This window comes from Pseudomonas sp. FFUP_PS_473 (assembly GCF_002858665.1).
GTDB lineage: Bacteria > Pseudomonadota > Gammaproteobacteria > Pseudomonadales > Pseudomonadaceae > Aquipseudomonas > Aquipseudomonas defluvii.
Genome location: NZ_PJQQ01000021.1, coordinates 73,705 through 96,707, shown reverse-complemented (window position 1 = coordinate 96,707; position 23,003 = coordinate 73,705). Strand labels below are relative to the sequence as shown.

The window sequence follows — 23,003 nt, the reverse complement described above, 5'->3', positions numbered from 1 at the left end:
TGCAGCTGTCTCCAGTAGAGTATGAGAAACGCTATTTCCTGAGCTTGGAGAGTGTCTAGAAAACCAGGGGCGATTCAATACAAGTCGAACGTGGTGAGTTTTAACAGGACAGACCGTGATCAGCGTGTACAGACAAGGGTCTTCGATTCGTCGGCTACCGAGACTGAGCGCACCCTACTGAGGCAGATCACCCAACCGGATGAGAACGCTCCGGTCAAAGCGCCTCGTCGTAAACCGCTTCCAAAGGCGACCGACGAAGACCTAGCACTAGCCTTCCATCGATACGTGGACTCACAGTCCCCGTCCTCACCTAAAAAGCCGAAGTAGCATGGCTGGTTTGGCTTTCAAATCAATGACCATCACGGAAGAAGTCATCCCTGGAAGCGAGGCCGAAGTCATCCTCGGGCTGCTGCGGATCACCTTCAAACATGTTGGCTGTGCGCCGCTCTTGCTTGAGGTAAGCGATGGTTTGGAAGAAGCAAGGTTCACATAGGTGTACCTCATAGCGCTCTCCGTCATGCAGTGCACCAAAGCCCCAGTGCGCCTGGAGCACCCCATACTGCAGGCTGCCGTTTTCCAAACGTGTGGAGGAGCCGCATACGTCGCAGCTCACGTCGACCACCGCTTCTGTTTCTACACGACCAGTGATTTTCATCATGAAGCCTCTGCCAACGTTGGGACAAATGATTACGCCAGAGTTGGGCCTTGGAGAGCATCAATATGCGCCGTATCGGTATTCCTGCGGCGAGAGTCGGCCGCCTGGGCCGAATAGCAAGTGGGAGGTATAACGCTCCAGAAAAGCTATGGCTTCCTTCTGAACGCATCCCTCGTAGTAGGCTCGCCGGGCTAGCGGAACTGTGGCCCGATTTTTCAGGCACAGCTTCACCAACTCTGATAACAAATAACCGCGAACGTCATATCGAGCATCAACCGCCTTGATCACCGTCGAATAGCAATCATGGAAGACGGGTCGCCAGTTACGATCGTTGCGGGGAGCTGGTTGACTGCTCATCTTTGATCCCCTGAGACACTATCCATCGGGCGCGTCACGGTATGCAATCTGAAGCCGTTCATCTAATCACACGTCTTCCTCTTGGCTTTTTCTTTGCCGCAGCTAGCACCCATTCTGGGGCGGATGACAGCAAGGCTTTGGGGGCGATACCGCCCAGAGACGAATTTTCTGATTGGAACCAAGCCGCCATAGACCACTCGTCCATGCGAGTCGAGAGAACGGACAATACGTCGCAAAGGCTGCTGATCGGTTGATAGCCGTTGCTACCGTCCAAAGCATAAGCGGGGAAGAAGTCGACCTTCCCAGGTCGAAGCGAGAAGATCTGACCATCAGCCAGTAGCTGGTCGGGGTCAACTCCACCCCCTGGGGTGGAGGTAGATGCGAGCTGAAGCCATTGCTTGCCTGATATCCAGTCTCCGCTTTGGAAGACCCTGGAGCGGATGAGCCCGGCTGAAACGCCACTCTTCAGGATGGATTGAGGCACCGACTCTGCGGGGAGAAAGCAGTCGATGATGAGATCTAGCGCTTCCTGGGGGTATTCATCCAGCCGCCACTCGAATAGATCGTTGTACATCTGCAGGCCACCAAGGTAAGCATCGATCGTCCGGTCTGAATTGGCTTCAATCGACAGGGTAGCAACCAAAGCGACCTTGCTTTTATTCAGGGCGGTTGAAGGCTCATGTCGGGTCTGGATGTGAGCAAAGGGAGTGGTCATATGCACCTCCCGCGATGGGGCTAGAGATAGCTGTAGGTCGGGTAGCTGAAATCCATTGGAGGTTTACTAGAGCGGTAGCAGCAGTATGCGGCACCCTGCGCTCTACGCTTGGTTTTCCGATCAAACGCGAGTGCTTTAGCTGGGATGTGCGGCCGTTACCGTGTTTACTGCAAGGGAGTCCCCGCTGCGGGGCTGAGGTGTGTCCAATGAGCAATTTGCAAAGAGCTGCTGAGGCTTTGCGCAGGTCCAAGAGGGTCGTTTTTTTCACGGGTGCTGGCATCTCTGCTGACAGCGGAATTCCGACCTTCCGCGACAAGCTGACAGGCCTCTGGGCGAAGCATGACCCTCAGCGTCTCGAAACAGCGGACGCCTTTCGCAAAAATCCAGCTCTCGTCTGGAGCTGGTATCTTTGGCGCCGGCAGCAGGTTGGCCAGGCCAAACCTAACTTGGCTCATCTATCTATTCCACGGATAGCTGATGCTGGCTGGAACGTATCTGTCGTTACCCAGAATATTGATGATCTGCATGAACGAGCCGGCTCCAGTTCGGTGATACACCTTCATGGCCGCTTGATGGACGTGAAATGCTTCGGATGCCACCGGCCAGCAGAGTTATCACCAGATCAACTGGCGGTTCCCCCGGCGGGACAGATGATCGAGCCTCCGCGGTGCACTCGATGCAACGGGAGGTTGCGCCCTGGGGTGGTCTGGTTCAGAGAGAATCTTCCAGAGGATGCGTGGCGTTCAGCAGTAAGGCTTGTGGAAGCCTGTGACTTGCTGATTTCGGTGGGTACATCTGGCGTAGTCATGCCGGCAGCCGGTATTCCAGATATGGCTCTGGCGGCCGGGGCAACCGTGATCCATGTGAACCTTGACGACGTGGGGATGGACGGGGCGGAAGAGATAATGCTCGTTGGGCCTGCAGGGGTGGTATTACCCGCTTTGCTTCAAGCCGCAGGAGTTGCAGGTCCGTTGCAGCTTGATGGTTTTACTTAAGGAGCCAAGCCAGCTCTCCAATCCGCAGATGCTGTGCACATTTTTTTGCACATATCTCACGCCACGATACCCCAGTAGATTCAGGCTTTTCGCAGCCTTTGCATAGGTGAGTCGCGATGGATTTCTACACATCTCAATGAGGAAACCTAAGCTCCGTTTTCCACGTATTCCTCCGCTACAGAACGCTTTTCTGCGGTGTGTCCCCTGACATTCGCTTTTCAGGGCGAGCTATGGGGGCCACTCAAGACGGCTATCTTTTGCCTGGCACCAATGAAAAGGCCCTCAATATTGAGGGCCTTAAATTCAATGCGGATCCGTCACGCGGGCATTTTTTGCAGCTGTCGAACTCGATCATGGACCACAAATTTAATGATTCCTTTGACATCGTTGGTGCAGTTTTCAAAGGCAAGGCGCGATACCACCTGGCGACCCTCCTTCAGAATCAGCGCCCCGATCAACTCGTCGACGAAGGACTGAGTGACATCGTTCCCAGCGAAATCTATGACAACGCTCTCACCACTGCTGAGCGAGCGTTCGATTTCGGTACGGTAGGGGATCGCTGAAGCTCGCATTCCGTACGTTCGGATAGAACTATCCCTACTTAATCGAATTTGAGTTTGCATGTCGTAACCCCTTGTATTGCATAATCCTTTTTTGCAGCCCGAGAGTTTCAGTTGACGCTGAATCTCCCATTTACCGCTCCTTGCATGATCGACTCTAGCCCTCGAGCTATCAAAAAGCCAGAGCTAGCGGAAATTCAGATCTAGGTCGAGATCGTCGTCAACCTGTCCTGCATCGTCCTTCGGCAGCAAGTCACTGATCGAAATGGTGGGCAGCAGCTCACGGGTACAGCTAAACGCGATCGATACACCATTCCACAGCGCATCATGCAGCTCCTGAGACTGCCGACGCTTTGTGTCATGTATGCCATTGCCGCTCACGATGATCAAACCACCGCCCGCCGCGTCTGCAATTTTTGCGGTAGTTGTTAACCCGATACCTTGGTTCTCGCTACCCAGGATCTGGGCCATCGCACCCCGGTTGCAGCTCACTCGCGGTTTGAGTGCCGCCTCGATCGCGTGCAAATGCGTGCGGTCATGAAGCTCAGGGTGATTCCTCAGTGTCGCGAGAAACCCACACCCATTATCGACGATGGCCATGCGTACAAGGTTCAATTTTGGATAAAACTGACAGGTCAGCCAAACGGCGGCGTCACCACGTCCCTCTCTGCGGGCGTGAGTAAGCGAGTTTTCCAATAGCTCCTTGAGCGAATACTCCAGAGGGCCCCGGTAGGAGTCAAACTCATTCCGTCCCGTGTGCTCGTCGACTGGGGCATCCGGGTCCGATTGAGTCAACCTTCCCGTAATAGCTCTAGCGAGGCGAGAGGCTGCAGCCTCTGCTTGATGGTGTTCGCTGATTTTGGTGATTTCCACCAACGAGGTGCTTCGGTCGTTTCGACGTCCTACCCCCGATAGATCTACACCCTCTACATCAATGTCCTTGAAAAAATCCATCCTGGCCAGGTAGGAGGTCAGGTCTCTGCTCAAAAACTGCATCGAAACTCGCTTCTGGACCAACTGGTTTTCAAACAACGCTCGCAGCGTGGCCATCCCTAACGGATCGATATACGAGAGGTTGCTAGCGTCTAAAACGATGTCACCAGGGCAGTTAATGATTTCTGCGCACACAGAAAACAGGTCATGGGGCGATCTTGAGCCAAGCCCCCAAGGAAGAACGATCGCGTTTTCAATATCGATGGCCTGCATGCAATTCCCTGGCAACGGAGCTAACCCTTTCGGATAGATATAGGGCTCGATAGTAGCCCATTGCCTGCCGGGTAAGCACTCACCTATTTTTTGACGAGTAGTGCCGGCATAGAATTGGCGCGCGGCAGTAGCGGCCTGTGGATGGTGGATCGCGCTCGCCTTGGGCTCAACACGCACGAAGAAAACACGGCCAACGCCCTGCCACGGGTCAGCCATTCAAGCAAAGATGGCCAGATCAAAGCCTTGTGCGAGAGCACTGGAGCAGGTTTGTGAGTCCGCCGAGCAGTTTCATCTCCGACGTCTGCTGTGGGCAAAGGCAAAGCTGGAAGGGGAACAGCGAAGAGTGACCCGATCAGCGCTGTACCGCACCGCATGTATCAGGTCTGGGGCTTGAGCTGTTAGATCGCATAAGGCTACCTTGGCCGGCAACTGGAGAACGAACTGCACCTCGTCTTCCAATGCGTTGGCGTGGAAGTAACTGAGGAAGTACTCGCTTTGACGGAACTGGTCAGAAGCGATCTCCTCCAGGCGTTACAGCCCACTGGGCAGGCCTTCCTGACAGGCCTGGTAGAAGGGGTCGAGCAAGTATAGGCCGTCCAGGCAGGAAAGCATGGACGGCGTTCCCCACCGGGAGCCGGCGTCGTACTCCTCCAGCGGCTTGGGCACTCCCTCGCCGGGGTACAAGGCAGCCAGCGCATTGTCGAAGGGCAACCACTGGTGCAGCAGCAGGATCAGCAACCTCCAGAAATGATCTATGCCATGACGCTACACCACAACAATAATCGACACGCTTACAGGAGCATTGATTGGCGTCACAGCTGTTCAAGGAGATGTTGTCTAGGCTGGACAATACGGCAGCGGCCGATATTTCCCACCCAGCTTGGGAGTTGATCATGACGGAGCCCATCGCCGTGGTACAGATCTGGCAATACCTTTTTGGCGGACTAAAGGCGGTATTGCACTGATCATGCTGGCCATATTTGGCCTGTTTTATGTGGCTCGTGCACTATGGCCACCTGTCACAGGCACTACAGTTATTTAATTTTGTTGCTCTGTCCGCTGACGCAACTCTTCGGGCACAACCATGGCGGGTATTCTCACCAGAAGGGTGAAAACTCGTCCAAACCGGACAACAAAGGGAACTACTTCATGCACACCGAATCGTGCCAGCATGACCATGACCATGACCATGACCACTCGCACCCGCATGAGCAACCGGATGGTAGTCAGCGCGATTTGGTATGCGGTATGACGGTGCCACCGGATAGTCGCTACTTCGAGCTATACGAGGGAAGGACATACCGCTTCTGCAGTGAAAAGTGCCTGACGAAATTCCGCGCAGCGCCTGTGCATTATCTTAGCCCTCCCCAGGACCAAGAACACGCGGGCCATCTCCACTCGGCTGCCCCGCAGCCAAGCAACGCGGCGGACGCCGAATACACTTGCCCGATGCATCCCCAAATCCGCCAGCGTGGGCCGGGCAGTTGCCCAATCTGTGGCATGGCCCTAGAGCCGGTAATACCGGAGCTTGAGGAAGACGAGAACCCGGAACTCAAGGACTTCTCCCGCCGCTTCTGGTGGACCTTGCCCCTGACGGTCATCGTGACCGTGTTGGCCATGACTGCCCACCAACTCCAATTGCTGCATGGTGCCACACAGAATTGGGTGGAGTTGATTCTGGCCACTCCCGTGACACTATGGGCTGGCTGGCCGTTTTTCGTGCGTGGGGTCGCATCGATTCGTAATCGCAGCCCGAATATGTGGACCCTGATAGGTTTGGGAACGGCTGCGGCGTACCTATACAGCGTTGCGGCCACAGTGTTCCCGCAGGTTTTCCCGACGACTTTCATGCAGGATGGCCGCATCGGTGTCTACTTCGAAGCGGCTGCAGTCATCATCTCATTAACGTTGCTCGGCCAAATGCTCGAGCTCAAGGCGCGCTCACAAACCTCCGCCGCCATCAAGTCGCTCCTGGGTCTTGCCCCCAAGACGGCCCGTCGCATCGGGGCCGATGGTCAGGAGGAAGATATTCCGCTCACCCACGTGCATACGGGCGACCACCTGCGCGTTCGCCCTGGCGAGAAGGTGCCGGTCGACGGGGTGGTCCTGGAAGGCGAAAGTGCTATCGATGAATCCATGCTGACAGGCGAGCCCGTGCCAGTGATGAAGAAAGCTGGGGATGCACTCATCGGTGCCACGCTGAATACCCACGGCAGCCTTGTGATGGCGGCGCAGAAGGTCGGCGCCGAGACAGTGCTCTCGCAAATCGTGCAGATGGTCGCGCGGGCTCAGCGCTCGAAAGCCCCGATGCAGCGGATGGCGGACACCGTGGCCGGCTATTTCGTCATGGGGGTGATTCTGGTCGCGCTGGTCACGCTCTTCGGCTGGGGGCTTTTCGGACCGGAGCCTGGCTGGGTCTTCGGCCTGATCAATGCGGTCGCGGTCCTGATCATTGCCTGCCCCTGCGCGCTCGGCCTAGCCACTCCCATGTCGATCATGGTCGCTACCGGGAAGGCTGCCAGCAGTGGCGTGCTCTTCCGAGACGCCAGTGCTATCGAGAACCTCTGCAAGATCGACACGCTGATCGTCGACAAGACCGGGACCCTCACCGAGGGCCGGCCAGTGTTTCATAGCGTGGTCGGTACCGGGCAGTTCATGCCACCCGAAGTCTTGCGCCTTGCCGCCAGCCTGGACCAAGGCAGCGAGCATCCGCTGGCACATGCGATTGTCGATCATGCGCGAGCGCATGGACACAGCTTGTCCAAGCCAGAGGCGTTTGAGTCGGGCTCTGGGATCGGTGTACGTGGCCAGGTGAACGGCAAACGGCTGCAGCTTGGCAACACGACCTTGATGGAAGAGGCTGGCCTCGACACCAGTCCGTTGCGAGACCGCGCCGAGCAGCTGCGTCTGGAAGGCATGAGTATCATGTACTTGGCCGTCGATGGCGTGCTCGCTGGCCTGCTAGCGGTGTCCGATCCGGTCAAACCCACCTCCAAGGAGGCGGTAACCCGGCTACAGGCAGAAGATGTGAAGGTCATCATGGCCACCGGCGACGGCCTGACTACGGCACGTGCGGTCGCGAAACAACTCGGCATCGAGGAAGTCCACGGAGAAGTGAAACCCGAGGACAAGGAGCAACTGGTGGCGCTCCTGCAGGGCGATAAGCGCCGGGTTGCCATGGCAGGAGATGGGATCAACGATGCCCCTGCGCTGGCCCGGGCTGATGTCGGGATCGCCATGGGAACTGGCACCGATGTTGCCATGAACAGCTCCCAGTTGACGCTGGTCAAGGGCGACCTGATGGGCATCCTGCGGGCCAGAACACTATCCGTGGCCACGGTGAAGAACATGCGTCAAAACTTGGGCTTCGCATTCTTCTACAACGCTATGGGCATACCGCTGGCGGCAGGTTTGTTCTACCCGCTTACCGGCCATCTATTGTCACCGATGATTGCGGCATTGGCCATGAGCGTAAGTTCGGCTTCCGTGGTATTCAACGCACTGCGGCTGAAGCGCGTAGTCACAGACTGAAATGGGCACACCGCAACCTATGAGAGGAAGTTCCGCCATCAGCGTTTCAACGCCTGATCCATATGACTGACTGTCTAGGGCTTTGGCCTTAGCGGGTATGTCCGCGAGTTCGGCGCCAATCTGGTCCTGATGGAGGACATCGGGCAACTGCGACGTCCGCCATCTTCTGCCAAGATCGTAAGGGACAATTGTGATGCAGCAGGGGCCGCCGCCAGAGGAGTTGGACAAGATTTCAGGGCGAAGATAAATCCTTTGACCGGGCCTTGACCTTGTCATCGTGTCAAGGTTGAAGCTGTAAATGCGGCGAGAAAAGCCGTACCAGCATGAGAGGCCCGCTATGTTCGTTTTGGAAGTTTCCGGTATGGGATGTGGCAGTTGTGTCAACAAGATCACCAAGGCCATCCAGGCTGCCGATGGCGACGCGAAGGTGATCGTTGATCGTGCTGCCGGTACAGTGAGTGTCCAAAGCAACATCGAGGCGGAACGCGTCGGTGCACTGGTCCAGGCGCTTGGTTACCCAACCAAAGTCAGTCGCTAAGTCTCGTTACCGCTCAGATGGCAAGCCGCCGTGCCATGTTTCATGGCGCGGTTTCTTCATATACAGCCTGATGTCGACTGACTCCGGGTCGGGATAGCCAGCAATACTCCCCAAGAAATGGACGGCCTTCGATCACCCAGTGCCGAGTCAAGCTGTGGACGTTGACGCTGATCAAGAAAATGCTTCGCGATTGGTGTTTATCTTGAGTAAATGTATAGGCCAGCCTGGCTCACATACCCCGGCCCCTCGTTGGAGCTCATTCACAATGATGACTGCCAAGCGGTTTAGTTCTATGGCCTTGGGGATATCCCTGCTCATCCCTCTGGGGCTGGTCATGGCAAACCCTACGGGTAACGTCTACACGGCCAATGAACGGTCCGCTTCCATTAGCCAGGTAAATCTTGCGACAGGTGATGTGAGCACGGTCGCCTTGCCGATCGCACCCCACAACCTACAGGTTTCGCCCGACGGCAGCTTGCTTCTGGTTGTTGGAGTGGCTGGACATGCGGGGCATTCGAGCGGTGAAAAGCCCGGTGGGCAGTTGCTGGTGTTCAGTACCAGCGCGCTGGACAGGCCACCGTTCAGCTTCCCGGCAGGCGATCACCCGGCTCATGTGGTCACCGACGTCACCGGGCTGCGAGCTTTTGTGACCGATTCCGCTGCCAACCAGGTGCGAGTATTTGACCTTGAGCAGCGAATCGAGTTGCCCGGTATTCCAACTGGGCGTTATCCCCATGGGCTGCGCTTGAGCCCTGATGGCCGGACACTCTATATCGCGAACATGAAGAGCGACAGCGTATCGCTTATCGATGTCGTCACACTCAAAGAAACCGCGCAGATTCCCGTGGGCAAAGGCCCTGTCCAGGTCGGCTTTGCCCCTGACGGTCGCCTGGCATTCGTCTCGCTCAGTGCGACAAATCAGCTTGGCATCATCGACACGGCCAGACGCAAGGTGATCAGCAAGGTTGATGTCGGCCGCACGCCAATCCAGATGATGGCCACCGTTGACGGTCGCCAGGTCTATGTCGCGAATCAGGGCAGTGGCCAGAATCCGGACGACCGAGTCTCCATCGTAGATCTCCAGACGCGTAGCAGCCTGGGCACCGTGACCACCGGCAAGGGTGCCCATGGTGTGGCCATCAGCAGCGACGGCGCTTATGTGTTTGTCAGCAATATTGAAGCGGGCACCGTATCTGTCATCGATACGAGCAGCCGAAAGGTCGTTGCTACCCATAAGGTTGGCGCCGGGCCAAACGGGATCAGCTTCGAGCCGCCGAGTGCCCAATAATAGCCCGTCGGTGTACAACCCGAGCACGACGCGAAAAATGAGCATTCACGCCGGCGCAGTAATTTGCTTGTCGTGCCAGGTGAGGCCTAGCGCCCAGACCAAGGCATCCGGCTTTAAAACAGTGCTAAGGAGATGATGATGAACAACGTTCGAAATTTACTGATCGGACTTTGTTTGGCCGCAGCGTCCGTGGGCGCCATGGCGCAAAACACCGATGAACACTCGACACATCACCCGGCCGATGCGCCAAGCGCGGCGGCTACCGAGAAGACGCCTTCTCAGCCAATGGACAAAGGGCAAATGGCGGCGATGGACCAGCAAATGAAGGCCATGCAAGCCATGCACGAAAAGATGGCTGCAGCCAAAACGCCGGAAGCCCGTCAGGCGTTGATGGCCGAGCATATGGCGCTGATGAAAAATGGCATGGCCATGATGAAGTCCATGGAGGGTGGCATGCCTGAAATGGGGGGCATGCATGGCGGCATGGGCGGGGATATGGCCGCCCGCCACCAGATGATGGAAAAGCGCATGGACATGATGGAGTCGATGATGCAGATGATGATGGACCGCATGCCATCTGCTGCATCGAAGTAACCCATCTCCTTTCCCAGGAGTCGCTATGAACCCTCACTTCGATGAAAACGGCTCACCACACAGTTTCTGGCGTTCACGCTATGCAATCGGCCTGGTGGTAATCGGTGGGATCGCCGTCTACTTCCTGCTCACCGAGCACCTTGCCCATGTCGTTGGAGCCCTGCCTTATCTGTTGTTGCTCGCCTGTCCGCTGATGCATGTCTTCATGCATCGAGGACATGGGGGACACCATCACCAGGGCCAGAGCAAACCGGCCCCCTCCGATAAGGCTGATATCCATAAGCCGGGAGATCCATCATGAATCATGGTGAAAGCGCGTATGGCCTCTGGTCGCTGGTTTTCATCAACTCCGCGATCTTCATCATGTTTGCCTTCAGTTTCTTCAAGCCGGCAACGGCGAGAGACTGGAGGAGCTTCGGTGCATTCTCGGCCTTCATCGTTGCCCTGTTTGTGGAAATGTATGGCTTCCCCCTGACGATCTATCTGTTGTCAGGCTGGTTGCAGGCCAGGTTCCCCAACCTCGATCTGCTTTCCCACGAATCCGGCCATCTGTGGTCGACGTTGCTCGGTGACCAGGGCAACCCACACTTCAGTGTTTTGCACATTGCCAGTTACCTATTCCTGGGTTTCGGCTTCTATTTGCTTTCTGCCGCCTGGAACGTGCTATATCACGCGCAACGCCGCCGTTCACTTGCAACGGTCGGGCCCTATGGCTGGATCAGACATCCGCAGTACGTGGCATTTGTGCTGATTCTTCTGGGCTTTCTCCTTCAGTGGCCGACGCTGCTGACGCTGGCAATGTTCCCGGTGTTGCTGGTGATGTACGGGCGTTTGGCGGTTTCCGAAGAGCGGGAAATGCACAAGCAGTTTGGCGCTGCCTACGAAGCTTATACCCGCGTTACGCCTAGGTTCGTTCCGCACCTGCGCGAAAGGTTGGGTGGGGGTCATAGAGGCTGAAGCGTAGGACGAAGGAGCTACATGCCAGGAGGGTTTCAGCGGCAGTGTTTCTAGCGGGAATAGGGTATCCAAAGTCTGTTTGCTCGGATAACACTCTGAGTTGTCGCGGGTTTTCTTGTCGACAAGCTCGGTGGAATCCTTGTTGGCGTTCGGATAACTCAGGCAGTTGGATGACTTTGCGATGCCCTGTCCGCTTTCGACCCATATAGATCGTGATGCACGAAGATCTCTGCTCAAACGTCAGCTACTACTCTGATCTGAATGCATCCCGGCTACAGAGCGCAAAGACCAACTAGCGTCCCGAGGCACAGAGCTGAAGGCGGCGCGGTCAGGAATTGCGGCAGCACTTTTTCCAAAGTTTGGCTAAATGACCCTGCCTATCAGCTCTAATAGGCAGGGTTAGAAGTCAATCCGTCACTGCTTGCGAATGCCTACGATCGTCGCTGTGCCCCCATTCATTCGGAAATCGAAGCTGACCTTGTCGCCTACCTTGAGTCCCTTGAGTTGCTGCTCGGTAGCGCTGAAGCCCATGGTCATTGCCGGCCATTTCAGGGCTGATACTGGTCCATGCGCCAAGGTAACTTTACCTGGTTCCAAAGCTTTGATGGTTCCCTCAGCCGATGCAGTCGGAGCCGCCTGGCTGCCTTGGGTCTCGTTGCCTTCCATGGGCATATTCTTCATATCCGTGCCATACATGTCTTGGGCCTGCACCGCCGCCGCAACGGCGAACACCAGGCCAGCGCTGATCAGTAGCTTCTTCATCGGGTTACTCCTGTTTGGGGGTTATCGTGTACAGCGAGTCCGCGGCGCCTGACGAGCCAGTAAGCCGCAGGGATTACAAATAGTGAGAGCAAAGGCGCGGTGAGCATGCCGCCGACCATGGGTACAGCGATCCGGCTCATGACTTCGCTGCCGGTACCGCTACTCCAGAGGATTGGCATCAAGCCTGCGACGATCACTGCTACGGTCATGGCTTTGGGGCGGATGCGCTGCACGGCCCCTTCGCGGATAGCATCCAGAAGCGCAGGTTGCCCCTGCGTACCGTTGCCGTTTCGTTCAGTCCAGGCATTGTTGAGGTAGATCAGCATGATGACTCCAAACTCTGCTGCGACCCCAGCCAAGGCGATAAAACCGACACCCGTGGCCACCGACAGGTTGTAGCCCATCATGTACAGCAGCCATACGCCGCCGGTTAGCGCAAATGGCAAGGTAGCCATGATCAGCAGCGCTTCACCGAGGCGGCCAAACGTGAGGTAGAGAAGGACGAAAATAATGGCCAGCGTCGCCGGTACTACCCATGCTAAGCGCGCATTGGCGCGCTCCAGGTATTCGAACTGCCCGGAATAGCTCAAGCTTATGCCAGGATCGAGCTTCACCTGCTGATCGACTAGCCGGCGCAGGTCGGCAACGACGGAGGACAGGTCCCGTCTCCGCACGTCGATATACACCCAGCCCGAGGGGCGCGCGTTTTCACTCTTGAGCATGGGTGGACCGTCCGCAATACGCACCCGTGCCACGGTTCCCAGTGTGATTCGCCCCCCTTGGCTGGTGTAAATCGGTAGCTGCCGCAGGGCATCAACAGAGTCACGCCACTCCCGTGGGTACCGAACACTGATGGGATATCGCGCCAGGCCTTCTACGGTTTCGCCGATGTTTTCGCCCCCAACGGCGCCGGCAACAATCGCTTGGACATCAGCAATGTTCAGGCCGTAACGCGCTGCGAATTGGCGGTCGATATCCAGATCGATGTAGCGTCCACCGGTTAATCGCTCGGCGAGGGCGGAAGTCACCCCTGGAACCGTTTTGGCCACCTTCTCGATAGCCAGAGTCACCCGGTCGATCTCATTCAAATTGCTGCCGGCAACCTTTACGCCGATCGGGCTTTTGATACCGGTTGCGAGCATGTCGATACGGTTTCGAATCGGTGGGATCCAGATATTGGTTAGCCCAGGTACCTGCACGGTACGGTCCAGCTCTTCGATCAGCTTCTCAGTGGTCATCCCTGCTCGCCACTGATCCTTCGGTTTAAGTCGGACAGTCGTCTCGAACATCTCCAGCGGGGCCGGGTCGGTCGCTGATTCAGCCCGGCCCGCTTTACCGAAGACACTGGCGACCTCCGGTACCGTTCGGATCAGCCGGTCCGTACGTTGCAAAAGCTCAGAGGCTTTCTGCGCCGAAAGACCTGGCAGGGCAGTCGGCATGTACAGCAAATCGCCTTCATCCAGTGGCGGCAAGAATTCGCCGCCGAGCTGGCTCAGGGGCCAGACACTGCTGAGCAAAATCAACAGTGCACCCGCCAACGTGAGCTTTGGCCGGCGTAGAACGATCTCCAATGCTGGGCGATAGAGCCGTATCAGGGTTCGATTGAGTGGGTTGCGCTCTTCTGCCGGTAAACGACCCCGAATCCAGTACCCCATCAGCACGGGTACCAGGGTAACCGAAAGGCCCGCTGCTGCTGCCATTGCATAAGTCTTGGTGAATGCGAGGGGCGCAAACAGCCTTCCCTCCTGAGCCTGCAAGGTGAATACCGGTATGAAGGACAGCGTAATGATCATGAGGCTGAAGAACAGCGCAGGCCCGACCTCGACTGCTGCCTCAGTCATCACTTTCCAATGATCTTCGCCACGCAACGACTTTCCAGGGTGCCACGTATGCCAAGCCTCAACCCGTTTGTGCGCGTTCTCAATCATCACCACAGCGGCGTCCACCATCGCACCGATTGCAATGGCTATGCCCCCAAGCGACATGATGTTGGCGTTGATGCCCTGGTGGCGCATGACGATCAGGGCAATGAGGACACCAACCGGAAGCGAGACGATGGCGACCAACGATGAGCGCAGATGCCAAAGAAATGCAGCGCACACCAGTGCGACCACGATGAACTCTTCAATCAGCTTCTGGCTCAGATTTTCCACAGCACGATCGATCAACTGGCTACGGTCGTAGGTAGTGACCAGCTCGACCCCGGCAGGCAGGCTTTTTTCCAGCGATTCAAGCTTGGATTTGACGTGAGCGATGGCATCTTTCGCATTCTTGCCACTGCGCAGAATTACTACGCCGCCCACCGCTTCGCCCTGTCCATCAAGCTCGCCGATGCCGCGACGTGCCTCAGGGCCCAGCTGTACAGTGGCTACATCGCCCAGTGTTACGGGTATACCCTTCGCAGCCAGGCGCAGGGGAATGGCTCGGAAATCATCGAGTGACTTCAGATAGCCGGAAGCCCTTACCATGAACTCAGCTTCGCCTTGTTCGAGCACGCCGCCACCGGTTTCCTGATTGGCCTTGGCGATGGCGTCCGAAACCTCAACTTGAGTGATTCCCAAGCTGGCCATGCGCAGCGGATCGAGCACTACCTGGTACTGCTTGACCATCCCGCCTATCGTCGCCACTTCGGCAACGTCCGGAAGAGTTTTCAACTCGAAGCGCAGGAACCAGTCCTGAAGGCTGCGCAGCTGTGCCAGGTCATGGGTACCACTGCGGTCCACCAGCGCATACTGGTAGATCCAGCCTACACCAGTGGCATCGGGTCCGAGCACTGGCTTAGCGGACGCCGGTAATCGAGACTGAACCTGGCTTAGGTATTCGAGCACCCTGGACCGCGCCCAATAGAGATCTGTGCCGTCCTCAAACAACACATATACGAAGCTGTCTCCAAATGCTGAAAAGCCCCGCACTGTCTTGGCTCCGGGTACGGAAAGCATTGTGGTGGTCAGGGGATATGTCACCTGATTTTCCACGATCTGCGGTGCCTGCCCTGGGTAGGAGGTGCGGATAATCACCTGCACATCTGACAGGTCAGGCAACGCGTCGATCGGCAAACTTCGCAGAGAGAAAACGCCCCAAGCTACGGCAAACAGTGTTGCCAGCAGGACCAGGACGCGGTTGCCAACCGACCAACGAATCAGGTTCGCGATCATGGCTGGTTCTCCTGCTGGGTTATTTGCTCGATGACCATGCCTTCATCGCGCTCGCGCACTCCAAACCGGATGCGTTCGCCAACCTTGAGTCCGGCAATCAAGCGGGGATCTGCCACAGGGAAAGTCATCGTCATACCAGGCATGCCCAGCGTCACGAACGGTCCATGAGCGATGGTCAGCTGATTACCTTCTATTTGAACGATGCGCCCATTGGCCTGATGTAGAGCCGGCTGTACAGGTTGCGCAAGTGGAGCATCGCCAGCAGTAACGGCCTCGATACCTTTCAAGCTCGCTTCGGAGTCCAGCAGAAACTGCCCGGACGCCACAACGCGCTGGCCCGCCTGAAGGCCTCGCAGCACGACCACCTGGCCAGCACTTTCCTGGCCGAGCACTACTTCCACCGGCCGGAATCGACCTCCGTCTTCTGACACCATTACGAGATCGCGTTTCCCCGTCCGAATGATCGCCTCGGCTGGCACCAGTAGGCTGTCATCCTGTTGCCCGGACGGATGGAGGGAAACCTGCGCGGTCATGCCTGGGCGCAACCGGCCGCCGGGGTTGGGCAGTTCTATACGAAGCCGCAAGGTGCGGCTTTGCAGATCCGCATCAGCCAGCAATGCGGTCAGCTTGCCGGGAACAGGTTCGCCTGGGAACGCTGCCAGATTCGCCTGCACTGCCTGTCCTTCCTGTAGGCCTTGGGCTTGCGCTTCAGGTACTGCGGCCTCAAGCCAGACGTTCGCGATACCATTGATCTTCGCCAACGTTGCACCCGGTGTCATTGTCATGCCTGGCCGCAATTCCAGAGCCTGAAGGACGCCTGCTGTTGGGGCCAAGAGCGTTACCGAATTCTGGACCCTTCCCGTACGGTCAATCCGGTTGATAAGATCGGCAGGCATACCCGCCAGCAGTAGTCGTTGCCGAGCTGCAGCGCGCAATTCATTGTCCCCAGATCGCTGAAGCGCCAGGTACTCTTCCTGCAAGCCCGCCCATTCAGGCGTCAACACATCTGCCAATGGGGCGCCCTTGGCAACCACGTCGCCTGTAGCGCGGCCATAGGTGCGTTCGACGTAGCCACCGGTACGAGCCTGCAGAACGCTAAAATCCCGCTCATCGAAGGTAAGCACGCCGCTCACCTGGAGGGTTCGAGCAAGCTGCCCTTTCGCTACGGTAGCCAGACGGACCCCCAGGTTTTGTTGGAGCCCCTGTGAAACTTGAACTGCGGGGCTCACCTCAGCAGCGGTGCTTTCCTGGTACTTCGGCACCAGTGGCATGTCCATGAAGGGCGACTTGCCCGGTGCTGGAAAGTGCTGCTGGGGGTACATCGGGTCATACCAATACAGCACCTTCTGTAGCGTTTCAGGGGAGGCAGTGGACACCTGCCCACGCTTTGCTAGCTGATAGCCAACGCCACCGCCGATAGCCAACGCGGCCAATACCACAAGGCTGATAGTTGAATTTCTCATGCGCGCACCTCTCCATACGCGAAGTGCAGCCGTGCAGCTGTCGCGGCCAACTGTCCTTGCAGATCGATGTCTTGCAGTCGTGTTTCAACCCGCTGACGTCGAGCGGTGAGAACCTCACTTAAGGGTGATTTACCGGCTCGATAGTCAGCAAGGGCGAGGCGGACTCGATCCTCCGCTAGCGGTAACAATGTTTCACGGCTGCGCTGCACTGCTCGCTGCAATCGCTGGTAATCCGCAAGATCTGTCTCCAGCTGCGCTTTATGCTCACGCAATGCCGCTTCCTGTTCGTCCTCCAGTTGCCGGACTTGTGCGCGACGTGCCGCGATCATCGGGTCCTGCCGTGAGCCAGCGAACAAGGGCAGTTGGAAACTTACCTGCAGGCTCACCATATTGCTGAATTCAGGCCCGCGCCGCTGGTAATCCACCTGCCACCCCCAGTCCGACTTCTTTTCTGCCAAGGCTTGGTGCACTTGAGCTTGTGCTTCCCGCGTAAGGGCGTTGTAGGTCGCCAATTCTGGATGTGCATGTATAGCGTGTAGATAGTCCGGCGCGCTCACTGGCCAGCGCGGAAATGCTTGAGCTTGCGGATCAGCATCCTCTCCAATCCATCGCTTGAGTGCAGCCCGTGCCTGAGCGGCCTGTGTGAGCAGAACATCTTTTTGCTCATCGAGTTGCGCAGCTTCCTGGTCAGGAGCAAGTGCGTCGGCCGTCGCGCCGGTACCGCCGGCCAGGCGTGCGCGGATTGCTGCGGCCAACAGACGGTTTTCTTTGTAGAAGTCCTCAAACTGCTGCAGTTTCCGTTGAACGGTGTACGCCGCGACCCAAGCTTGGGCTGTGGCAGCACGCACTTTTAAGCGCTCGAACACCGCCTCTGCATCGGCTCGCTCAACGCTCGCTCGTGCCGTCTCAACTCGTGCCTCCCGCTTGTCCCGGTTTGGTACTTCCTGGGAGAGGCCGACAACCTGCATCGTCATGAAATCGCGGTTCATGCTCCAACGATCACTGCCGTCAACAGGAAGGTTCTGCACTCCTAGGTTGAGACGTGGATCAGGCAGCTCGCCTGCTGGGATCACAGCGTGTCGAGCGGCCGTCATTTGCTCTTGCCTGGCCTGGAGGATGGGGGCATTGCGTTCGGCAAGTTGAAGCGCTTCCTCCAGAGACAACGGTGTAGCCTGAGCCGGTAACGTCGACAACAGGCTGATCAGAGCGGCCAGACATGCCATCCCTAATCGGTAACGTGGGGGAGTCATGGAAATGATTCCTCAAAAAATCAGCGCGCAAGCGCATGCCATCATCCGGCTGCAAAACAGGACGATGGGGTGAATTTAAGAGGTAATCAGGCGCGGGGTGGCCGCCAAGGGTCAGGAGGCGCCCTGTTTACGAGGCTCACCGCATAGGTATCTACTGGCCTAGGCGCAGAATAGGTGAGCGTGGGGTTAATTATTTCGACCTGAACTGTGCTCGCGGTTCTACACTCCTGGCCCACTTTGCAGGCTTTGGAGTGGTCGGCAGCTGATCCTGGATCAGTATCCTGGCAACAATCGTGATCCATCCCCGCCATCATCTCCATCCCCATGGTTTGCATGGGGCATGGTTCAATGGCTGAGTCGACTCCCGCCATGCCGTTGAGAGGAAGCGATGCGATTAGAAGCAGGATGGTGAACAGTCGTAGGAGCCGGTTCATGATGGCCGAGTATAGGTTACACGCATGAAATGAGCATTAAGCCGTTTGAGGCTTGGAAGTGGATTGTTTGGCGTGCGGCAGAACGATGTGAAAACTCGTCACGCCGTCAGCGGAGGTACACCAAATTCGCCCACCATGAGCCTCGATGATCGAACGCGTTATGGCCAGACCCAAGCCGGCGTTGCTTGGGCTTCCTTCCCGCCTTGCAGGGTCAGCGCGATAGAACCGGTCGAAGATTTTGTTGATATGTTCCGGATCAATCGTGGCCCCATTGTTCTGGACGGACAGGTTCACTTGATCAGCCGCCTCGACAATCCGGACGGCGATATCGTGGCCTTCGGGGGTATAGCGCAAAGCGTTGGATAGAATGTTGGAAACCGCCCGGTCAATCATTAGCCGGTCACCACGGATCGTACCTTCGCCTTGAAGGGCAAGCCGAATGCTTCGGTCTTCGGCTGCAAGCTGGTAGTACTCAATCAGTCTGGACACTAGCCCGACCAGATCGATATCAACCTGCTCGGGGATGATCAAGCCGTTATCAGCTTTTGCCAGGAACAGCATGTCATCGATCATGCGCGACATGCGCTTGAGGTCTTCAAGATTGGAGTAGAGGTTGTCTTCGTAGGCATCGAGGTCGCGTTTTTTGGTCAGAACGACTTCGGTATGCGTCAGAAGATTACTTACCGGAGTCCGCAGCTCATGTGCGATGTCGGCTGAGAAGTTTGATAGCCGGACGAACGCGTCTTCCAGGCGTGCAAGCATTCCGTTGAAGGAGAGGATCAGCTCCTGCAATTCAAGCGGCACGGGCTCCAATGGAATTCGCTCGCGAAGGGACCGGGCAGACATGGATGTCGCCACCTTGGTGATCTGCCCAACCGGCCGAAGACCGCTCTTGGCCACGATCCACCCCAATCCTGCACTAACCAGAGCGCTGATGACCAAGCCAATGCCGAACCACCATTGCAGCGTCTTGAAAAAGTGGGCATGGCTGGTGACATCCAGCATCAACATGACTGTTACCGGCGCCTGCGCCTGCGCTATAGCCAGTTGAGAGGTAATCCCCCGGAAGTTCCGCGAGTCGATTTGCCAGTCCCAAACGGCGCCAGAAGAGGCCTGCTTAAAGCGCTCAGGGATGCGGGATGCCTTGGAGTCCGAGAACAGGACAGTACCGTCAGCATCAAGAATCTCCGCAGAAAGGTCCTGATGAGCCCCCAACAAAGCACGCAGTTGAGGCTCCTGATCCTCAAGTTCATCACGTGCTGCTGAAAGTGAAAGGATGTGCCGGGTGGATTCGAGTTTCTCGGCCAGGGCTTGCTCATCCAGCATCTGGAAATGGTGCTGACTGAGCATGTAGAAGCTCACGCCGGCAACGACCAATACGGCGATGACCGCGAACATGAACATGAGGGTAAGGCGTTTAACGAGCGACGATTGGGCGCGCATTACTCGGGAACATCCATCAGATAGCCCATGCCACGAACTGTATGTATGAGCTTGGGGGCGAAATCGTCATCAATCTTGGCCCGCAACCTACGAACAGCAACCTCGATCACGTTAGTGTCGCTGTCGAAGTTCATATCCCACACCTGCGATGCGATCAGGGACTTCGGCAGTACCTCGCCGCGTCGGCGCATGAGTAGTTCCAGTAAGGAGAACTCCTTGGCTGTGAGGTCGATCCGCTTGCCATTTCGGGTGGCCCGGCGCTTAAGCAGGTCTACCTCCAGGTCAGCCATCTTCATAGTGGTCTGAGCATAGCCACTGCTGCCTCTTCGCAGCAAAGTGCGCACACGCGCTAGCAGTTCCGAGAATGCAAAGGGTTTGACCAGGTAATCGTCAGCCCCGAGTTCTAACCCTTTCACGCGATCGTCCACGCCATCACGGGCCGTCAAAAACAAGACTGGGACCTCTTTCCCTGCCGCACGTACCATCCGCAGCACCTCCCAGCCGTCTAGCCCCGGCATCATTACATCAAGAATCAGCAGGTCATACGCCTCGCTCAAAGCGTATTGCAGCGCGTCGGTCCCTGTGACCACACGATCGACGGTAAAGCCTGCCTCCGTCAGCCCTTGCTGCAGGTAGGCCCCGATTTTTGGCTCATCTTCGGCTACGAGTAATTTCATCTGCTGCGCCCCCTTGGATGCCCTTCAGTGTGCAGCAAAAAAGGCACCCAACCAGAAGCTGACGGAAAAGTAATGTCGGGCTCAGCTTGCTGACAGTGCCGGGTAGCTAGCTTGAGCACTGTGAACGGCGCCAATCAGGCGAAACTGACCCTTAGAGGAAACGCAAATGAACATGATCAAAGCGATTGTGATGGTAGTCACCTTCGGCATGGCGAGCCTCGCCCTGGCTGAAGGCGGCGCGGATCGCACCTTCGCCAGGATGGAAGCTGCACGTGCATCTTCCATGCAGGCTTACCAGGTTGCTCAGGAGAAAAAAGCAGAGGCTCCTGTTACCGCCCAAAGCCAAAAGCACCCCGGCCACGAGAGCTGCTGAGCTTAGCTTACAGAAATGTAATCACCCCGGAATCTGAACTATGTCAGCTTTCGGGGTATTGCCTCCCGCAATCCTTGTGCTTTGGCGAAAGTCTACGAGGCTTGGGGGAGCTCAATTGAAACCAGATGGCTGCGGATCCCGCAGTCTGGATATCAGCGATCTACCTGATTGGACGCAACGGCATGCAAAGCAAAACCACGAGACGTTCATTCGTCAAAGGCCTGGCTGCTACCGGACTACTGGGTGGGCTGGGCATGTGGCGCGCGCCGGTCTGGGCCGTAACCAGCCCTGGCCAGCCTAACGTACTGACCGGCACCGATTTTGACCTGTACATCGGGGAGCTCCCGGTGAACATTACCGGGGCAGCTCGAACGGCGATGGCCATCAACGGTTCGCTGCCAGGACCAATACTCCGTTGGCGCGAAGGCGACACGGTCACGCTACGGGTTCGCAACCGCTTGAAGCAGGACACGTCCATCCACTGGCACGGCATCATCCTGCCGGCGAATATGGACGGCGTGCCGGGTCTAAGCTTCCATGGCATCGCTCCCGACGGCATGTACGAGTACAAGTTCAAGGTCCACCAGAACGGCACCTACTGGTACCACAGCCATTCGGGCTTCCAGGAGCAGGTCGGTGTTTACGGTGCGCTGGTGATTGATGCCAAGGATCCAGAGCCTTTCACCTACGATCGTGACTATGTCGTCATGCTGAGTGATTGGACCGACGAAGACCCGGCGCGGGTTATGTCCAAGCTCAAAAAACAGTCGGACTATTACAACTTCCACAAGCGCACCGTTGGCGACTTCGTCGACGACGTGAGCGAGAAAGGTTGGTCTGCTGCTGTGGCCGATCGAAAGATGTGGGCCGAGATGAAGATGAGCCCAACCGATCTCGCTGACGTGAGCGGGCACACCTACACCTACCTCATGAACGGCCAGGCGCCAAATGGGAACTGGACGGGAATCTTCAAGCCAGGGGAGAAAATCCGGCTTCGCTTTATCAATGGCTCGGCGATGACCTATTTCGACGTGCGGATCCCCGGCTTGAAAATGACGGTTGTCGCAGCCGACGGTCAGTACGTTAAGCCAGTGTCGATCGATGAATTCCGGATTGCCGTTGCTGAAACCTACGATGTCATTGTCGAGCCTGAAAACGAGCAGGCTTACACCATCTTTGCTCAATCCATGGATCGCACCGGCTATTCAAGGGGTACCTTGGCTGTCCGTGAGGGCCTGCAGGCACCGGTGCCGGCTGTAGATCCAAGGCCTCTCATCTCCATGAGTGATATGGGGATGGACCACGGCAGCATGGGTGGCATGGATCACGGCAGCATGGCCGGTATGGACCACAGCAAGATGGCTGGCATGGACCACGGCAGCATGGCCGGTATGGACCATAGCAAGATGGCTGGCATGGACCACGGCAGCATGGCCGGTATGGACCATAGCAAGATGGCTGGCATGGACCACGGCAACATGACCGGTATGGACCAAAGCAATATGGCCGCCAGCGGTGCCATGCAGAACCATCCCGCCTCCGAAACAAACAACCCTCTGGTCGATATGCAGACCATGACCCCTACGCCAAAGCTGAGCGATCCGGGGATCGGGCTTCGCGATAACGGGCGTCGGGTTCTCACGTATTCGGATTTGCGTAGCACCTTCATCGACCCTGACGGCCGGGAACCTGGCCGGACAATCGAACTGCACCTTACCGGGCATATGGAAAAGTTCGCTTGGTCCTTCGATGGGATCAAGTTTTCTGACGCAGAGCCGCTGCGGCTCAAGTACGGCGAGCGCCTGCGTATTACCTTGGTCAACGACACCATGATGACTCACCCCATCCATCTGCACGGCATGTGGAGTGACCTGGAGGATGAGGACGGCAATTTCATGGTGCGAAAACACACGATCGATATGCCGCCTGGCTCGAAACGAAGCTATCGCGTAACCGCAGATGCACTCGGGCGCTGGGCCTATCACTGTCACCTCATGTACCACATGGAGATGGGCATGTTCCGAGAAGTCCGCGTGGACGAATGAACTGG

At 57.0% G+C, this 23,003-nt stretch carries 19 protein-coding genes and 1 pseudogene; 9 read left to right on the top strand and 11 right to left on the bottom strand.

All coding sequences use genetic code 11. The annotated features are described in order from the left end of the window. Positions 1-349: 349 nt before the first annotated feature. Together CYD26_RS15945 and CYD26_RS15935 are read right to left on the bottom strand one after the other, a co-directional pair. Entirely contained in the window at positions 350-658 is a 309-nt protein-coding gene (locus tag CYD26_RS15945) for a hypothetical protein (protein ID WP_012312015.1), read from the bottom strand. Between the two features lie 412 nt (positions 659-1,070). After that, the gene (locus tag CYD26_RS15935; RefSeq protein WP_012312014.1) at positions 1,071-1,727 is read right to left on the bottom strand and encodes a hypothetical protein; all 657 of its coding nucleotides are present in this window, start codon (positions 1,725-1,727) and stop codon (positions 1,071-1,073) included. Positions 1,728-1,933: 206 nt separating this feature from the next. Between CYD26_RS15935 and CYD26_RS15930 the strand changes: the two genes are divergently transcribed. Next, positions 1,934-2,722: an NAD-dependent deacylase gene (locus CYD26_RS15930; RefSeq protein WP_012312013.1), complete on the top strand. Its 789-nt coding sequence runs from the start codon at positions 1,934-1,936 to the stop codon at positions 2,720-2,722. A 317-nt stretch (positions 2,723-3,039) separates the two neighbouring features. Here the strand turns inward: CYD26_RS15930 and CYD26_RS25955 are convergent, their stop codons facing one another. From CYD26_RS25955 to CYD26_RS25245, 3 genes and pseudogenes are all read right to left on the bottom strand, one after another. Continuing rightward, positions 3,040-3,294, bottom strand: a complete 255-nt coding sequence (locus CYD26_RS25955) for an STAS-like domain-containing protein (protein WP_128337688.1) — start codon at positions 3,292-3,294, stop codon at positions 3,040-3,042. A 174-nt stretch (positions 3,295-3,468) separates the two neighbouring features. Further along, a complete protein-coding gene (locus tag CYD26_RS25320) occupies positions 3,469-4,488 on the bottom strand; it encodes an ATP-binding protein (RefSeq protein ID WP_015268415.1) in 1,020 nt (339 codons plus the stop codon). A gap of 423 nt (positions 4,489-4,911) precedes the next feature. Then, a pseudogene (locus CYD26_RS25245) lies at positions 4,912-5,247 on the bottom strand (helix-turn-helix transcriptional regulator); the annotation flags it as partial. A 249-nt stretch (positions 5,248-5,496) separates the two neighbouring features. Between CYD26_RS25245 and CYD26_RS15910 the strand changes: the two are divergent. From CYD26_RS15910 to CYD26_RS15885, 6 genes are all read left to right on the top strand, one after another. Next, positions 5,497-8,019, top strand: coding sequence for a heavy metal translocating P-type ATPase (locus CYD26_RS15910; protein ID WP_135198622.1), 2,523 nt, complete (start codon positions 5,497-5,499; stop codon positions 8,017-8,019). A 337-nt stretch (positions 8,020-8,356) separates the two neighbouring features. After that, positions 8,357-8,557 (top strand): heavy-metal-associated domain-containing protein, encoded by a 201-nt coding sequence (locus CYD26_RS15905; protein WP_004575963.1) that lies wholly within the window; start codon positions 8,357-8,359, stop codon positions 8,555-8,557. Positions 8,558-9,050: 493 nt separating this feature from the next. Then, complete coding sequence (locus tag CYD26_RS15900) at positions 9,051-9,845, top strand: cytochrome D1 domain-containing protein (protein ID WP_256588035.1); 795 nt, start codon at positions 9,051-9,053, stop codon at positions 9,843-9,845. 138 nt (positions 9,846-9,983) lie between these two features. Beyond that, positions 9,984-10,439, top strand: a complete 456-nt coding sequence (locus CYD26_RS15895) for a hypothetical protein (protein ID WP_011953095.1) — start codon at positions 9,984-9,986, stop codon at positions 10,437-10,439. A gap of 25 nt (positions 10,440-10,464) precedes the next feature. Beyond that, complete coding sequence (locus CYD26_RS15890) at positions 10,465-10,740, top strand: DUF2933 domain-containing protein (protein ID WP_011953094.1); 276 nt, start codon at positions 10,465-10,467, stop codon at positions 10,738-10,740. Continuing rightward, on the top strand, positions 10,737-11,396 hold the full coding sequence (locus CYD26_RS15885) for an isoprenylcysteine carboxylmethyltransferase family protein (protein ID WP_011953093.1): 660 nt from the start codon (positions 10,737-10,739) through the stop codon (positions 11,394-11,396). Before CYD26_RS15890 ends, CYD26_RS15885 begins: the two co-directional genes overlap by 4 nt. Before the next feature lie 414 nt (positions 11,397-11,810). On the opposite strand, the gene CYD26_RS15875 is transcribed toward CYD26_RS15885, so the two are convergent. From CYD26_RS15875 to CYD26_RS15845, 6 genes are all read right to left on the bottom strand, one after another. After that, positions 11,811-12,158, bottom strand: coding sequence for a copper-binding protein (locus CYD26_RS15875; protein ID WP_011953092.1), 348 nt, complete (start codon positions 12,156-12,158; stop codon positions 11,811-11,813). Further along, positions 12,155-15,313, bottom strand: coding sequence for an efflux RND transporter permease subunit (locus tag CYD26_RS15870; RefSeq protein ID WP_011953091.1), 3,159 nt, complete (start codon positions 15,311-15,313; stop codon positions 12,155-12,157). Before CYD26_RS15870 ends, CYD26_RS15875 begins: the two co-directional genes overlap by 4 nt. Continuing rightward, positions 15,310-16,776, bottom strand: a complete 1,467-nt coding sequence (locus CYD26_RS15865) for an efflux RND transporter periplasmic adaptor subunit (RefSeq protein ID WP_011953090.1) — start codon at positions 16,774-16,776, stop codon at positions 15,310-15,312. Before CYD26_RS15865 ends, CYD26_RS15870 begins: the two co-directional genes overlap by 4 nt. Beyond that, positions 16,773-18,026, bottom strand: a complete 1,254-nt coding sequence (locus CYD26_RS15860) for a TolC family protein (protein WP_011953089.1) — start codon at positions 18,024-18,026, stop codon at positions 16,773-16,775. Before CYD26_RS15860 ends, CYD26_RS15865 begins: the two co-directional genes overlap by 4 nt. Before the next feature lie 470 nt (positions 18,027-18,496). After that, a complete protein-coding gene (locus CYD26_RS15850; protein ID WP_102053045.1) occupies positions 18,497-19,903 on the bottom strand; it encodes a heavy metal sensor histidine kinase in 1,407 nt (468 codons plus the stop codon). Then, a complete protein-coding gene (locus CYD26_RS15845; protein WP_011953086.1) occupies positions 19,903-20,580 on the bottom strand; it encodes a heavy metal response regulator transcription factor in 678 nt (225 codons plus the stop codon). The genes CYD26_RS15850 and CYD26_RS15845 overlap by 1 nt, the downstream gene beginning before the upstream one ends. A 166-nt stretch (positions 20,581-20,746) precedes the next feature. Here CYD26_RS15845 and CYD26_RS15840 point away from each other — a divergent pair, with 166 nt between their 5' ends. Together CYD26_RS15840 and CYD26_RS15835 are read left to right on the top strand one after the other, a co-directional pair. Continuing rightward, the gene (locus CYD26_RS15840; RefSeq protein WP_011953085.1) at positions 20,747-20,953 is read left to right on the top strand and encodes a co-regulatory protein PtrA N-terminal domain-containing protein; all 207 of its coding nucleotides are present in this window, start codon (positions 20,747-20,749) and stop codon (positions 20,951-20,953) included. A gap of 182 nt (positions 20,954-21,135) precedes the next feature. Continuing rightward, positions 21,136-22,998 (top strand): copper resistance system multicopper oxidase, encoded by a 1,863-nt coding sequence (locus CYD26_RS15835; RefSeq protein ID WP_031314465.1) that lies wholly within the window; start codon positions 21,136-21,138, stop codon positions 22,996-22,998. Positions 22,999-23,003: the final 5 nt, after the last annotated feature.

Bases quoted from the DNA above. Each gene is read 5' to 3' on its own strand.
- CYD26_RS15945 (WP_012312015.1), bottom strand. From the start codon at position 658: ATGATGAAAATCACTGGTCGTGTAGAAACAGAAGCGGTGGTCGACGTG.
- CYD26_RS15935 (WP_012312014.1), bottom strand. From the start codon at position 1,727: ATGACCACTCCCTTTGCTCACATCCAGACCCGACATGAGCCTTCAACC.
- CYD26_RS15930 (WP_012312013.1), top strand. From the start codon at position 1,934: ATGAGCAATTTGCAAAGAGCTGCTGAGGCTTTGCGCAGGTCCAAGAGG.
- CYD26_RS25955 (WP_128337688.1), bottom strand. From the start codon at position 3,294: ATGCGAGCTTCAGCGATCCCCTACCGTACCGAAATCGAACGCTCGCTC.
- CYD26_RS25320 (WP_015268415.1), bottom strand. From the start codon at position 4,488: ATGCAGGCCATCGATATTGAAAACGCGATCGTTCTTCCTTGGGGGCTT.
- CYD26_RS15910 (WP_135198622.1), top strand. From the start codon at position 5,497: ATGGCCACCTGTCACAGGCACTACAGTTATTTAATTTTGTTGCTCTGT.
- CYD26_RS15905 (WP_004575963.1), top strand. From the start codon at position 8,357: ATGTTCGTTTTGGAAGTTTCCGGTATGGGATGTGGCAGTTGTGTCAAC.
- CYD26_RS15895 (WP_011953095.1), top strand. From the start codon at position 9,984: ATGAACAACGTTCGAAATTTACTGATCGGACTTTGTTTGGCCGCAGCG.
- CYD26_RS15890 (WP_011953094.1), top strand. From the start codon at position 10,465: ATGAACCCTCACTTCGATGAAAACGGCTCACCACACAGTTTCTGGCGT.
- CYD26_RS15885 (WP_011953093.1), top strand. From the start codon at position 10,737: ATGAATCATGGTGAAAGCGCGTATGGCCTCTGGTCGCTGGTTTTCATC.
- CYD26_RS15875 (WP_011953092.1), bottom strand. From the start codon at position 12,158: ATGAAGAAGCTACTGATCAGCGCTGGCCTGGTGTTCGCCGTTGCGGCG.
- CYD26_RS15870 (WP_011953091.1), bottom strand. From the start codon at position 15,313: ATGATCGCGAACCTGATTCGTTGGTCGGTTGGCAACCGCGTCCTGGTC.
- CYD26_RS15865 (WP_011953090.1), bottom strand. From the start codon at position 16,776: ATGAGAAATTCAACTATCAGCCTTGTGGTATTGGCCGCGTTGGCTATC.
- CYD26_RS15860 (WP_011953089.1), bottom strand. From the start codon at position 18,026: ATGACTCCCCCACGTTACCGATTAGGGATGGCATGTCTGGCCGCTCTG.
- CYD26_RS15850 (WP_102053045.1), bottom strand. From the start codon at position 19,903: ATGCGCGCCCAATCGTCGCTCGTTAAACGCCTTACCCTCATGTTCATG.
- CYD26_RS15845 (WP_011953086.1), bottom strand. From the start codon at position 20,580: ATGAAATTACTCGTAGCCGAAGATGAGCCAAAAATCGGGGCCTACCTG.
- CYD26_RS15840 (WP_011953085.1), top strand. From the start codon at position 20,747: ATGAACATGATCAAAGCGATTGTGATGGTAGTCACCTTCGGCATGGCG.
- CYD26_RS15835 (WP_031314465.1), top strand. From the start codon at position 21,136: ATGCAAAGCAAAACCACGAGACGTTCATTCGTCAAAGGCCTGGCTGCT.